At 55.8% G+C, this 12,314-nt stretch carries 12 protein-coding genes; 3 read left to right on the top strand and 9 right to left on the bottom strand.

The window, feature by feature from the left end; all coding sequences use genetic code 11:
- Window positions 1-18: 18 nt before the first annotated feature.
- Window positions 19-834 (top strand): 23S rRNA (guanine(745)-N(1))-methyltransferase, encoded by an 816-nt coding sequence (gene rlmA, locus FHC51_RS18715; protein ID WP_114314648.1) that lies wholly within the window; start codon window positions 19-21, stop codon window positions 832-834.
- On the opposite strand, the gene mntP is transcribed toward rlmA, so the two are convergent.
- The 5 genes from mntP to manX all read right to left on the bottom strand — a co-directional run bounded on the left by mntP (window position 831) and on the right by manX (window position 4,995).
- Window positions 831-1,394: a manganese efflux pump MntP gene (mntP, locus tag FHC51_RS18710; RefSeq protein ID WP_220436731.1), complete on the bottom strand. Its 564-nt coding sequence runs from the start codon at window positions 1,392-1,394 to the stop codon at window positions 831-833. The two genes, rlmA and mntP, sit on opposite strands and share 4 nt — an antisense overlap.
- A gap of 387 nt (window positions 1,395-1,781) precedes the next feature.
- On the bottom strand, window positions 1,782-2,240 hold the full coding sequence (locus tag FHC51_RS18705) for a DUF986 family protein (protein ID WP_103180027.1): 459 nt from the start codon (window positions 2,238-2,240) through the stop codon (window positions 1,782-1,784).
- Window positions 2,241-2,297: 57 nt separating this feature from the next.
- Entirely contained in the window at window positions 2,298-3,149 is an 852-nt protein-coding gene (locus tag FHC51_RS18700; protein WP_220436323.1) for a PTS mannose transporter subunit IID, read from the bottom strand.
- 12 nt (window positions 3,150-3,161) lie between these two features.
- Window positions 3,162-3,959 (bottom strand): PTS mannose/fructose/sorbose transporter subunit IIC, encoded by a 798-nt coding sequence (locus FHC51_RS18695; RefSeq protein ID WP_103180025.1) that lies wholly within the window; start codon window positions 3,957-3,959, stop codon window positions 3,162-3,164.
- A gap of 58 nt (window positions 3,960-4,017) precedes the next feature.
- Window positions 4,018-4,995: a PTS mannose transporter subunit IIAB gene (gene manX / locus FHC51_RS18690; RefSeq protein ID WP_220436322.1), complete on the bottom strand. Its 978-nt coding sequence runs from the start codon at window positions 4,993-4,995 to the stop codon at window positions 4,018-4,020.
- Window positions 4,996-5,312: 317 nt separating this feature from the next.
- Here manX and FHC51_RS23300 point away from each other — a divergent pair, with 317 nt between their 5' ends.
- Window positions 5,313-5,471, top strand: coding sequence for a hypothetical protein (locus FHC51_RS23300; protein WP_371414022.1), 159 nt, complete (start codon window positions 5,313-5,315; stop codon window positions 5,469-5,471).
- Complete coding sequence (gene yoaE, locus FHC51_RS18685) at window positions 5,459-7,018, top strand: CNNM family cation transport protein YoaE (RefSeq protein WP_103822351.1); 1,560 nt, start codon at window positions 5,459-5,461, stop codon at window positions 7,016-7,018. The genes FHC51_RS23300 and yoaE overlap by 13 nt, the downstream gene beginning before the upstream one ends.
- Here the strand turns inward: yoaE and FHC51_RS18680 are convergent, their stop codons facing one another.
- The 4 genes from FHC51_RS18680 to pabB all read right to left on the bottom strand — a co-directional run bounded on the left by FHC51_RS18680 (window position 7,019) and on the right by pabB (window position 12,258).
- The gene (locus tag FHC51_RS18680) at window positions 7,019-8,611 is read right to left on the bottom strand and encodes an EAL domain-containing protein (protein ID WP_220436321.1); all 1,593 of its coding nucleotides are present in this window, start codon (window positions 8,609-8,611) and stop codon (window positions 7,019-7,021) included. It abuts the gene before it with no gap.
- Between the two features lie 164 nt (window positions 8,612-8,775).
- Window positions 8,776-10,140 carry an L-serine ammonia-lyase gene (gene sdaA / locus FHC51_RS18675; protein WP_114386433.1) on the bottom strand — a complete coding sequence of 455 codons (1,365 nt, stop codon included), beginning with the start codon at window positions 10,138-10,140 and terminating at the stop codon, window positions 8,776-8,778.
- Between the two features lie 183 nt (window positions 10,141-10,323).
- Window positions 10,324-10,902 (bottom strand): CoA pyrophosphatase, encoded by a 579-nt coding sequence (locus FHC51_RS18670; protein WP_103822349.1) that lies wholly within the window; start codon window positions 10,900-10,902, stop codon window positions 10,324-10,326.
- A 3-nt stretch (window positions 10,903-10,905) separates the two neighbouring features.
- The gene (pabB, locus tag FHC51_RS18665; RefSeq protein WP_220436320.1) at window positions 10,906-12,258 is read right to left on the bottom strand and encodes an aminodeoxychorismate synthase component 1; all 1,353 of its coding nucleotides are present in this window, start codon (window positions 12,256-12,258) and stop codon (window positions 10,906-10,908) included.
- Window positions 12,259-12,314 lie beyond the last annotated feature (56 nt).

Raw genomic sequence — 12,314 nt, 5'->3', positions numbered from 1 at the left:
TGATTGCCCGGAGTTCCCATGACATTCTGCTGTCCTCTTTGCCACGCGCCGCTCGCCCATGCGGATAAAAGTTACGCCTGCCCACAGGGGCATCGGTTCGATATGGCGAAAGAGGGCTATGTCAATCTGCTGCCGGTCCAGCACAAGCGGTCGCGCGATCCGGGCGACAGTGCAGAGATGATGCAGGCGCGCAGGGCCTTCCTTGATGCCGGGCACTATCAGCCCCTGCGTGACGCGGTAGCCGGTAAGCTGGCGGCCTTACTGCCGGATGGCGCGACCTCACTTCTCGATATTGGCTGTGGCGAAGGCTATTACACGGCTGCCTTTGCCCAAACTGCGCAGGAAAAGGGCGCGGCCACCTTTGGTCTGGATGTCTCAAAATCTGCCATCCGCGCGGCGGCTAAACGCTATTCAGAGGTGACGTTCTGTGTGGCCTCCAGCCATCGTCTGCCTTTTGAAGAGAACAGTATGGATGCGGTCGTTCGCATCTACGCCCCCTGCAAAGGCGAGGAGCTGGCACGCGTGGTAAAAGAGGGCGGCTGGGTGATCACCGTGACGCCAGGACCGCGTCACCTGATGGAGCTGAAAGGGCTGATTTACAGTGAAGTTCTGCTGCATGCACCGCATTCGGAGCAGCTGGAGGGCTTTGTACTGAAAGAGGCGCTGTCGCTGGCCTATAACATGTCACTGACTGGAAAAGAGGCGGTAGCGCTGCTGCAGATGACGCCGTTTGCGTGGCGGGCAAAGCCGGAGGTGTGGGAGGCGCTGGCAAAACAGGCGCATTTCAGCTGCCAGACAGATTTTAGTATCCACTGCTGGCAGCGAGTCAGTTAACCGGCGAAGTGGCTCCACATAATCTGTGCGCCAATGCCGATCAAGACGATACCGCCGAGGATCTCGGCGCGTTTCCCTAACAGCGGGCCAATAAAACGGCCAATCATCATGCCCAGGGTAGACATAATAAAGGTCGCGCAGCCGATCGCCAGCGCGGTGGCAATGATGTTGACCTGCAGGAAAGCCAGGCCGACGCCGACGGCCATCGCATCCAGACTGGTAGCAATAGCCGTTGTCACCAGCAGCCAGAAGCCGTGGCGCTGAATCGGCTCATCGTCCCCGACATCATTCCGAATACCTTCGATAACCATACGTGCGCCGAGGAAGGTCAGAAGAATAAAGGCGATCCAGTGGTTCCACTCCAGCACGAACTGGCTGGCGAGCATCCCCAGCCCCCAGCCAATCAGCGGGGTCAGAGTTTCGATAGCACCAAAGATAAGACCGGTACGCAGGGCTTCAGAGAACTTAGGTTTATGCAGCGTGGCGCCTTTGCCCATGGAAGCGGCGAATGCATCCATCGACATGCCAAAGGCCAGAAGAAGTGTTGCAGAGAGGTTCATCAGCGCGTCCAGACCGGGGATATCCATATGACACATCACTGCCCCCAGTAAACAGCAGTCGATGCGTCTATGGTCTCGCCTGATCCTTCTGCTGTGCAGAAAAATCCGTACGTGCCACGTTTTGCAACGAGTATGTTGACACGTACATTTCCGGTAAACCGGAAATCGGCTACTCCCCAACGACGGGCGCAACCTTAACATATTTTGAGAATATAAAACAACTACAGGGAAGTATTATTCAGATTAGTTTTTGATAACGATTTTCATTTAGAAAATTATGTGAAAATAACGTTAATAATAGCCCGTAACTATCGCGAAATAATATAGCTTTGGCTATATAACACTGTGAAAAGCATAGCGAAATATAGCCAGTGCTATTTTTGTATCTTATTGAGTCTTAACCAATAATTTGTATATCTTCTCCAGATCGTCAATATTTCTTACCCGGATAAGCAAACGTCGCTGCTCTAATTGCATCACCAGCACGCCGTCTTCTGATAAATTCATCTCTTTAATGCGGTTATATTCTATCCAGACATTGGCGAAAAAGAATCCAGTAGATTTGAAGATTATTTTCGGCGCCCGGATCCAGAACAGGTAAAACCCCATTAATGCCAGGGCAGATAATAACCATGTGGTCAGCAATGCCCCCTGGCTCATCACGTTGTTATAGATAAGGATCAGCAGCAGACCGGTAAAGATGATGGCATCAACGCGACCGCGGCGCAGAAGGGGGATTGAGAGCAACGTCGCGCCGTTGCGGCGGGGCATGATCAATTCGTCGTAGAGGGCATACGCCAGAAGGGCAACAATAAAGACAACCAGTACGATGTCCGTGACCGTCATTCATCCTCCGGATAAAAAAACGGGGGCGTTCATGCCCCCGGTGTATTCACTAAAAAATTACAGACCCAGCAGACCGATAGCGTAACCGACGATACCGATAACGAAGAAGCCGACGATGATCCACAGCGCATTGACCTTTTTACGCAGCAGCCACATACAGGCGAAGGTCAGCAGCAGCGGTACCAGGCCCGGCATCAGCTGGTCAAGAATGGTTTGCACGGTGGTCACACGGGTCTGACCATCCTGACCGGTGATGGTTGACACCACCAGCGGGATGTTAACGTGCGTCCACTTGTTAACCAGCGCCCCCATGACAAACAGGCCGAGGATTGACGCCCCCTCAGTCAGTTTCTGCAGGAAGCCGCCGCCCATATCCTGGACGATATCCACGCCCTTACGGTAGCCATAGGCCACACCGTAGTAACGGGTTGCCAGACGTACCACGTTAAACAGGATAAAGAAGAGTAGAGGACCCAGCAGGCTACCGCTCATGGCGATACCCGCACCGAGCGCGGCGAAGACCGGACGCACGGTACCCCAGAAGATCGGGTCACCTACGCCCGCCAGCGGCCCCATCAGACCCACTTTGATACCGTTGATGGCACCATCGTCAATCTCTGCGCCGTTAGCACGCTGCTCTTCCATCGCCAGCGTTACGCCCAGAACCGGCGCCGCAACGTATGGATGGGTGTTGAAGAATTCCAGGTGACGCTTAATCGCCTGACGACGCGCTTCGTTGTTTTCCGGGTACAGGCGTTTGATCGCCGGTACCATCGAGAAGCAGAAGCCCAGCGCCTGCATACGTTCGAAGTTCCATGAACCCTGGAACAGGTTTGAACGGATGAACACGCCACGAATATCACCCGAAGTCAGTTTTTTCAGAGGGGTAGTTTTAGTCATATCAACCATTTCGCTCACCTGCTAGTCCAGTTCGTTATCGAGATCGTTATTACCAGCAACCTGTGCACTACCGGCTACGCGGTTATATTTCGGGCTGAGCTGGATGTAGAGGATAGCCATTACCGCACCAATCACACCCAGTGCCACCAGGTTGAAGTTGGTAAATGCCGCGGTAACGAAGCCAAGATAGAAGAACGGCATCAGGTAGCCTGCGCGCATCATGTTGATGACCATCGCATAACCGACGACCACGATCATGCCGCCTGCAATGTTCAGACCGCTGGTGACGACTTCAGGAATGGCGTTCAGCATGCCCTGGACTTCGCTGGTACCGACGGAGATTGCCACGATCACCGCCGGGATAGCGATACGCATGGCTTGCAGGAACAGGGACGAGACGTGGATCCACGACAGCGCCGTCAGGTTGCCATTCTCCGCCGCCTTATCTGCCGCATGCTGGAATGCAACGGTGATAGTACGCACGATGATGGTCAGTACCTGGCCTGCTGCAGCCAGTGGGATAGCCAGCGCGATACCGGCGCCGATATTTTGATGGCCGGCGATAACCAGCACGGTAGAGATGATGGAGGCGAGAGCCGCATCCGGCGCAACGGCCGCACCGATGTTCATCCAGCCCAGGGCGATCATTTCCAGGGTACCACCGATGATGATACCGGTTTTCATATCGCCGAGAACGGCGCCGATTAACGTACAGGCGACCAGCGGACGGTGAAACTGAAATTCATCTAGTACGGATTCCATACCCGCTATACACGCGACGATGAACACCAGCACAATCTGAAGAGTGGTAATCTCCATTGTACTTCTCCTATAGCTTTAACAGACTTAAGTGTGAAATTTGTCAACCAGCGCCGGCTTATTTCGCCACTTTGCTGATCAGATCCATCATTTTCAGTTTCGGGTCGGTAGAGACTTTACGAACTTCAAGCTCGATCCCGCGATCGTTGAGTTTCCTGAACGCTTCGATATCTTTTTCGTCCACCGACACCGCATTATTCACCTGCGTTTTGCCCTGACGGTAAGCCATACCACCGATATTCACGGAGGTGATTTTTACCCCTTCCTCAACAATACGTTCGACGTCTGTTGGGTTGGTAAACAGCAGCATCACGCGTTCACCCGCATATTTCGGGTTGTTGTAAACGCGGATCATTTTGGCGACATCCACCACGTGCGCGGTGACGCCCGGCGGGGCCACCTGGGTAAGGAGGGTTTTACGAACCGTATCAGCGGCGACTTCATCGCTGACCACAATGATGCGCTGGACGTTGGTCTCTTTGGTCCAGCGGGTAGCCACCTGGCCGTGAATCAGACGGTCGTCGATACGCGCCAGGCCAATCTGCATGTAATCGTTCGGGTCCATCGGCTTAAGCGGGGCGGCGGCTTTTGGGGCAGCAGCCGGGGCAGGGGCAGCCGCCGGAGCGACGTTTTCTGTAGGTTTTGCTTTCAGCGCTTTCACGCCTTCACGACCGGTTTCGACAGCCAGGGCAACCAGCTCGTCAAAGCTCGGATTGTCATCACGGGCCATCAGCGTCTCGACCAGCATGGGGATGTTAACCCCGGCAACAACTTCATGCTGCTCTTTATCAACCACAATGCGGCTTGCCGCGTTAAATGGACTGCCGCCCCAGGTATCAACAAGGAACAGCACGCCGCTGCTGGTATCCAGATTTGCCAGTTGAGCGGTATATTTTTCTATCAGCGTCTCAGCATTTTCACCGGGAACGAAATCGATCCAACCGACGTTTTCCTGTTCGCCTAAAAGCATTTCTGCGGTTTTAAGTAACTGCTCTGCAGCCCAACCATGTGTGCCTATAACAATAGCAATAGTCACTTGCTACCTCCTTTTATTATCGTTAATGCCCCCGGGTGAGAGGAGCATTAGAGATCATCTTCGAAAGAACGAATCGATTCAGATAAGGGTTAGAGTTCAATTAACTAAGACTTACGCGATTTATTTTAGACATCGAAAAAATAATTTATGTGATGAAGATCCGTAATTTAGCCTAAGCCAATGAGATATTTCTGTGATCAAAAAAAGCACGGAAACATCTGTTTGCAAAGGAAAGTAAATCTTTGCCAAAAAGCTCAGGTCTCTGATATGTTTACCATCCGTTTAATTGTCAGGAGTATGGGGCAGTAGCCCACTGTATGGACCGTCACCGACGCCAGTCACACACCCGGCCAACTCTGGCCAGCCTTATCGGCGATTCGCGCCACTCACTGTTTACGTTCTTTACCGCTTCGCCCGAGCTTTTCGCGGCGCCGTTTTGCCATTCCTTTAGCAGGAGCTTGTCATGGAATTCTTAATGGACCCGCAAATCTGGGTAGGATTGCTCACGCTGGTGGTACTTGAGATCGTTCTCGGTATCGATAACCTCGTGTTTATCGCGATCCTTGCGGATAAACTTCCACCTAAACAACGTGATAAAGCACGTTTAATCGGTCTGTCGCTGGCGCTGATTATGCGTCTTGCGCTGCTGTCGGTGATCTCATGGATGGTTACGCTTACGCAACCGCTGTTCACCGCCTTCAACTTCACCTTCTCAGGGCGCGACCTGATCATGCTGCTGGGGGGGATATTCCTGCTCTTCAAAGCCACAACCGAGCTCCATGAACGGCTGGAAAACCGCCAGCACGACGACGGACACGGTAAAGGCTATGCCAGCTTCTGGGTAGTAGTACTGCAAATCGTGGTACTGGACGCGGTCTTCTCCCTCGACGCGGTCATTACCGCTGTCGGTATGGTGAATCATCTGCCGGTGATGATGGCCGCCGTGGTCATCGCGATGGCGGTGATGCTACTCGCCTCGAAGCCGTTGACGCGATTCGTTAACCAGCATCCGACCGTGGTGGTGCTCTGTCTGAGCTTCCTGCTGATGATCGGTCTGAGCCTGGTGGCAGAAGGTTTCGGCTTCCATATTCCGAAAGGCTATCTGTACGCCGCCATTGGTTTCTCCATCATTATAGAGCTGTTTAACCAGATTGCCCGTCGCAACTTTATTCGTCAGCAGTCGAACCAGCCGCTGCGTGCCCGCACCGCTGATGCGATTCTGCGTCTGATGGGCGGCCGCCGCGAAGCCAAAGCACAGCAGGACAGCGATAATCATGTCCCGGTGCCGGTTCCGGAAGGTGCCTTTGTTGAAGAAGAGCGCTATATGATCAACGGCGTGCTGTCGCTGGCCTCGCGTTCCCTGCGTGGCATCATGACCCCACGCGGTGAAATCAGCTGGGTCGATGCCAGACTGAGCGTGACGGAAATCCGCCAGCAGTTGCTCTCCTCCCCGCACAGCCTGTTCCCGGTGTGTCGCGGCGAGCTGGATGAGATCATCGGCGTGGTCCGTGCCAAAGAGATGCTGGTGGCACTGGAAGAGGGCGTGGACGTTGAGGCTATCGCCGCCGCGTCACCTGCCATCGTGGTGCCGGAAACGCTCGACCCGATCAACCTGCTTGGCGTGCTGCGCCGTGCCCGGGGTAGCTTTGTCATCGTGACCAACGAGTTTGGCGTGGTGCAGGGTCTGGTTACGCCGCTGGATGTTCTGGAAGCGATTGCCGGTGAGTTCCCGGATGCCGACGAAACGCCGGAAATCGTTAACGATAATGATGGCTGGCTGGTCAAAGGCACCACGGATCTGCACGCCCTGCAACATACGCTGGGGCTGGAACACCTGACCAACCACGATGAAGATATCGCGACGGTGGCCGGTCTGGTGATTGCCGTGAATGGTCAAATTCCGCGAGCCGGTGATGTGCTTGAGCTGCCGCCGCTGAAGATAACCATCGTGACCGCCAACGATTACCGCGTTGATCTGGTGCGCATTGTTAAAGAACAGTCCGCCCACGACGAAGAAGAGTAATTACGGAGTCGACGGCATCATATCGCCGTTATGAGAGGCTGGCGGAGGTGAACTCTCCGCCAGCCACTGCGGGAAATCCCGCAGTGGCATTGGCCGTGCATATAAAAATCCCTGAAGGATATCCACACCGTGCAGGCGCAGATGGCTCGCCTGGTCGCTGGTTTCCACCCCTTCAGCCACCAGTTCAATATTCAGACGCTGGGCCAGGGCGATAATAATGTCTGTCACCGTTGAGTTGACGGCATCCGTGCCGATGGCGGCGGTAAAGGATTTATCAATTTTCAGCACTTCCGGATTGAGTTTCTCCAGCCACGAAAGCGAACTGCTCCCGGTACCAAAATCGTCAATCGCCAGCTTCACCCCTTTCTGATGTAACGCCTCTACCATGTTGTAATCCATCTCCAGCAGGGTATCGCGCTCGGTTAATTCAATGACCAGCTGCTGCGCGGGCTCGGCACTGAACCAGACGCGATTCAGATCGTGAAGCAGAGTACCGTCACGGAAATGGCTGGCCGCGACGTTGATCCCAATATGAAAGCCCGGCGCGGGCGGAAATATGGCCAGATGGCGGACGGTTTCGATAAGAACGTAGCGGGTGAGGGGGACAATCAGGTTATGCTCCTCCGCCAGCGGAATAAAAATATCCGGGGCGATCCACCCCTGCCGCGGATTATTCCAGCGCAGTAGAATTTCCACGCCGACGCAATCCTGTTTTTTGGCATCGATCAGCGGCTGGCAAAAGAGCTCAAACTCACCGGAGGCCAGGCCAAAGTTGATCTCCCGGGTAAAGCTCATGCGACTGGCGGTGGCAAGCCAGGCGATATACCCCACCAGCATGCTGAATATCACCGCCAGCGGCAGCTGCGACGGCAGACTTTTCAGCGCCAGCGCGGTCAGCCCCGGGCCGTTAACGGTAATGATGAAAGGAAAGTTGAGGGAAGCCTGCTGGTAAACGTTGTCGCCAGCGTCTGTTACCAGCCTGTCCGAAAGCTGGCGCTCATGGTTCAGGTACTTACCGCCGACGCTGAGGTTAACGTCGCTGATGATCGGCAGCTGGGGCTCCAGCAGCATCCGGGCGATAAGGTCGATATTCACAATCTCCATGATGCCATCCTCACTCTGGCCGGGCGCCGGATACCACTGGATCAGCACCGGGCTGCCTTTCATCAGCGGCTGGTCTGTGGTCAGGAGCAGTAAGGGCTGCGCGGCGGGTAGCTGGGGCTGAAACTGGCTAATGGGAATATCGCGGTTACCGAACATACTTGAGCAATAGAGAATGCCATCTTTAATCAGGCCGATTGAGCGCACGGTTTGCAGGGAGGCGGCGTGCTTGCGCAGTAAAAAGTTGACCTCCACGCAGGGCAGGCCGATAAGCGGTTGTACCACATCGCGTCCCGTCTCCAGCGGTTGCAGGATCTTTTCCAGCGTATCGACAGCATGGGAGACAAAGGCCACGGTGGTCTGCTGATTTAAATTGCGCTGTGAAATAAAGCCGATAATTAGCGTGCAAACGAGAGTGGAAAGGGACAGCACGAGGCAGACGATTACCCGTTTGCGGCGATAATTTTTAATTATCCTGTGCGTTGTTTGCATGCCACGGTCACCCGAAGAGCCACTGGCGCAGATGCCCATGGCAACCTGGCTAGTGTAGTCGGCATTATTTCAGGTAACGAGGAAAGTGGATGAAATTCGCCCATCCCTATCAGATGGGCGTTTAAAGCATGAAAGACGAAAGTCGCAGAAGCGCTTTCAGCGTCTTAGTCGCACTGTACCTTGATGGCCAGACCGCCGCGGGACGTTTCGCGGTATTTGGCGTTCATATCTTTACCGGTTTCGTACATGGTTTCGATCACCTTATCCAGCGAAACGCGTGGTTCGCTGGTACGGCGCATCGCCATACGGGAGGCGTTGATCGCTTTCACAGAGGCAATCGCGTTACGCTCAATACATGGCACCTGCACCTGACCGGCAACCGGGTCACAGGTCAAACCGAGGTTATGTTCCATGCCGATCTCGGCGGCCACGCATACCTGCTCCGGGCTGGCGCCCAGCAGCTCAGCCAGACCGGCTGCCGCCATGGAGCAGGCCACGCCCACTTCACCCTGGCAGCCAACTTCGGCGCCGGAGATGGAAGCGTTCATCTTATACAGCGCGCCTACCGCGCCCGCGGCGAGGAAATAGCGAATATAGATATCCGGGCTTACCGATTCGATAAAGTGATCGTAGTAGGCCAGCACTGCCGGAACGATCCCGCAGGCACCGTTGGTTGGCGCGGTCACCACGCGACCACCGGCGGCGTTCTCTTCGTTCACCGCGAGGGCAAACATGTTGACCCAGTCCACCACGTTCATCGGATCGTTGGAGTACTTATCCGTCGTGACCAGCATCCGGCGCAGGGCAGAAGCACGACGCGGCACGCGCAGCGGGCCAGGCAGTACCCCTTCGGTATTCATACCGCGATCGATACAGGCGCGCATGGTCTGCCAGACGTTCGCGAAATAGTCTTCAATCTCTTTCTTGCTGTGCAGCGCCAGCTCGTTCTGCATCACCATGCCGGAGAGGGACAGGCCAGTCTCCTTGCAGTAATTCAGCATCTCTGTCGCCGATTTGAACGGGTAAGGCACCTTTACGTCGCCCGTGACGTCCTGGCCGAAATGCTCCTCATCGACGATAAAGCCGCCGCCGATGGAGTAGTAGGTCTTGCTGTAGACCACTTTCTCGCCGTTGAAGGCGTGGATCTGCATCCCGTTTTCATGCAGGGAGAGGTTGTCGCTGCGAAAACGCATACCGTCATCCTGCGGGAAATCCACTTCATGCTGGCCATTCGCCAGCAGCAGACGACCGCGTGTTTCCACGTCGCGAATAAACGCCGGAATGGCGTCAATATCTACGGTGTCCGGCATATTTCCGGCCAGACCCATAATAATGGCGATATCGGTGTGGTGGCCTTTACCCGTAAGCGACAGTGAACCGTAAACGTCTACAGCCACGCGGGTAACGCTATCCAGTAATCCTTTTTCGACCAGGTCATCGACGAACTGTTTACCGGCCTTCATCGGCCCGACAGTGTGGGAAGAAGAGGGACCAATCCCCACTTTGAACATGTCGAATATACTAATCACTTTAACACTCCTGACAGGGTTACCGGGTTTCCAGTAACGATGTAATAACTTCGCATAGTGTAAGAGGGAACCCTGTCGTCAGCTTAACTATTCACATGAATTAAACTAATGATTAACGCCTGATAAACTAATAGCGGGAGGCCGATCGCAAAGGCGCAAAAAAGAGGCGAATGTAAAGTATAGTCAAGGTTTCAGGCCGATCTGCAGCGCCAGCTCACGAATTATTCCCGCCGTCATGCCCCAGACAAAATAATGCTCATACCAGGAGAGCCACACCCGATGATCGTGGCCACGGCGATGAATATCGAGCGGATGATAACGGCCCAGACGCAGGGCTTCCGCCAGCGGCATTTCAAACACCGACTCCACTTCGTCCTCGCTGGCGTGATAGTGCAGATCCGGCGGAATAATCCCCACCACCGGCGTGACCTGAAAACCGGTGACGCTGTCCACCGGCGGCAGGACGCCAATCACTTCGACCTTGTGCGGCGGGATCGCCACCTCTTCCTCGGCTTCACGCAGGGCAGCGGCAATTAACGAGGCATCGGTGCTGTCCACCGCGCCGCCGGGAAAGGCCACCTGACCGGCATGTTTACGCAGCTTCGCCGAGCGCCGGGTCAACAGCAGGCCCGGCTGCTCCCGGCGCACCACCGGGATCAACACCGCCGCCTGACGCTGGTTCAGCGACGTGCTGTTCACCTGCGGGCGCAACAGCTGAAAACGCGATAAAAAATGGTCGAGGGTCAGGTCGTGGGTATTCACCAGTTAGCACTCCAGTTGTTGCAGAATACGATTCACTTTATCAAAGGTTTCCTGATATTCCGCCCCGGCCTGGCTGTCAGCCACAATGCCACCGCCTGCGGAACAGTAGATCTGCCCCTCCACCGCCGTCAGGGTGCGAATGGTGATGCTGGTATCCATGCCGCCGCAGAGGCTGATATAGCCGATGCTGCCGCACCAGGCGTTGCGGCGATGCGGCTCCAGTTCGTCGATGATCTCCATCGCCCGCACTTTCGGCGCGCCGGTGATCGACCCACCGGGGAAGGCGGCGCGCAGCAGATCGCACGGTCTCTGTGACGACGGCAGGCGGGCGGTGATGGTGCTCACCAGATGATGCACGGCGGGGAAGGGCTCCACCACGAACAGCTCCGGCACCCGCACGCTTCCCGGCTCCGCCACCCGGCCAATATCATTGCGCATCAGATCGACGATCATCAGATTCTCGGCGCGATCTTTCGGCGAAGCGGCGAGCTTCTCAGCCTGCTGGCGATCCGCCTCGGCATCCGCCAGCCGCGGCAGGGTGCCTTTAATGGGACGGGTCTGGATGGTGCCTTCCGCCAGGTGGATAAAACGCTCCGGGGAGAGGCTCAGGATCGCCCCCTCTTCAAGACGTAAAAAGGCGCTGAAGGGGGCGCGGTTGTTGGCGTTCAGCCGGGTAAACGCCTGCCATTCGTCGCCCTCGTAGCGGGCCTGGAAACGCTGGGCCAGATTCACCTGATAGCAGTCGCCGCTGTGCAGGAAGGCCTGCACTTGCTCGAATTTTTCCTGGTACTCCGCCGCGGTCATATTGGCCTGCCAGCCGGAGGTCAGCCGGAATGCAGGTAGATTCTCAGGGGAGCGCTGTGCTTCAAGCCAGGCCAGCCGCGCCTGTGCATCGCCATGACAGACCAGCGACACCCGCTGTTTGTGGTGATCGACGATTATCGCCCAGTCATACAGGCCCACCGCCATATCCGCCAGGGTGATATCACGCAAGGCCCGTTCCGGCAGCTTTTCGAAGCGGCGGCCAAGGTCGTAGCCGAACAGCCCCAGCGCACCGCCCTGGAAGGGGAGGTCCGGGTCAGGCGTGCAGGGCAGGCCCATCTCATCAAGGGCCTGTTGCAACAAACTCAGCGGGCAGGTGTCAGAATGAACCCCGTCGATCAGCGTATCCGCCCCGTGGGTCACCAGCGTGGTGCGCGGGTCGGCCACCAGGATATCAAAGCGACTGTAGGGGTGATCCGCATGGCCCGAGTGCAGCAGCATGGCCCACGGCAGATGGCTGAGCGGAGCAAACCAGAATTCTGCGGCGTCAGGACGCCACGGCAATGTCATAACATTGGGGGATAACGAGTTCATGGGTGGTAAACAACCGGGCAGCGTGAAATAATTAGCGCCAATAATTTAGCAGGAGT

The organism is Leclercia sp. EC_58 (assembly GCF_019584355.1).
Lineage (GTDB): Bacteria > Pseudomonadota > Gammaproteobacteria > Enterobacterales > Enterobacteriaceae > Enterobacter.
The sequence above is the reverse complement of the archived record's forward strand: the minus strand, read 5'-3'. Positions and strand labels throughout refer to the sequence as shown.